General features: G+C 39.1%; 1 protein-coding gene. It reads left to right on the forward strand.

The window, feature by feature from the left end; translation table 11 throughout:
* The coding region (locus VPR01S_RS21875) for a GNAT family N-acetyltransferase (protein ID WP_245580809.1) at positions 1-793 on the forward strand (793 nt) is incomplete at its 5' end.
* Positions 794-914: the final 121 nt, after the last annotated feature.

Raw genomic sequence — 914 nt, forward strand, 5'->3', positions numbered from 1 at the left:
GGCGTTAGCTATATACGAGGATAAAATGAATACAGTGGATGTAATGCGAGAGTACAATGAGTTTGAACGCAAGCTTATTCACTCGTTTAATGGCGTAAAGGAGTCAGATAGTAATCTGACTAAATTCGTGTCTAAAGATCGTCACGGCAGTTATATTTCGTTCTTTGACTTTGATGAAAGCCTCGCTGAATCAATAGTTAAAGAGCAGCTTGCATACTTTAGCCAACGCAAATTATGCTTTGAGTGGAAGACATATAGTACCGATAAACCAAGTAATATCGGCAGTGTATTACTCGCTAATGGTTTTGAACAAGAAGATACCGAATCATTTATGGTTTTAGACCTTTCTAAAACAGATAACGAATTCTTCGATGAATCTCAGATCACAGAAGTTTTCGATAGCCAAGGCATTCGTGATGCAATAAAGGTTCAAGAACAAGTTTGGGGTGGAGATTTCGATTGGCAATACAAATACTTAATGAGTCTCAAAGAACAATCTCCAGATTCGGTATCCATTTATGTTGTGTATGTAAATGGACAGCCAGTAACTTCTGCTTGGCTAACATTTAACGGAAACAGCCCATTTGCAGGTATTTGGGGCGGAAGTACAATCAAAGAGTTTCGAGGTAATGGCTATTATAGCTTGCTCTTAAATAAGCGTATCGCTGAAGCCAAGTCGAAAGGTGTTAAATATCTAATAATCGATGCCTCAGATATGAGCAAACCGATAGTATCAAAGCGTGGATTTGAAGTCGTAGCGACAACAACGGGGTACACTTCACCAAATAGCTAACAAACAATTTAAGAGTGATTCAGCACGCTTGGCATTTTTGGTTTGGGTTAAGTTCAGTGTTTACGGTGTTCAAATTGGGTGTGGTGTTAGCGTGCTTCACACCTTAATTGGGCGTTATAAG

Source organism: Vibrio proteolyticus NBRC 13287 (assembly GCF_000467125.1).
In the GTDB taxonomy this organism is placed as follows: domain Bacteria; phylum Pseudomonadota; class Gammaproteobacteria; order Enterobacterales; family Vibrionaceae; genus Vibrio; species Vibrio proteolyticus.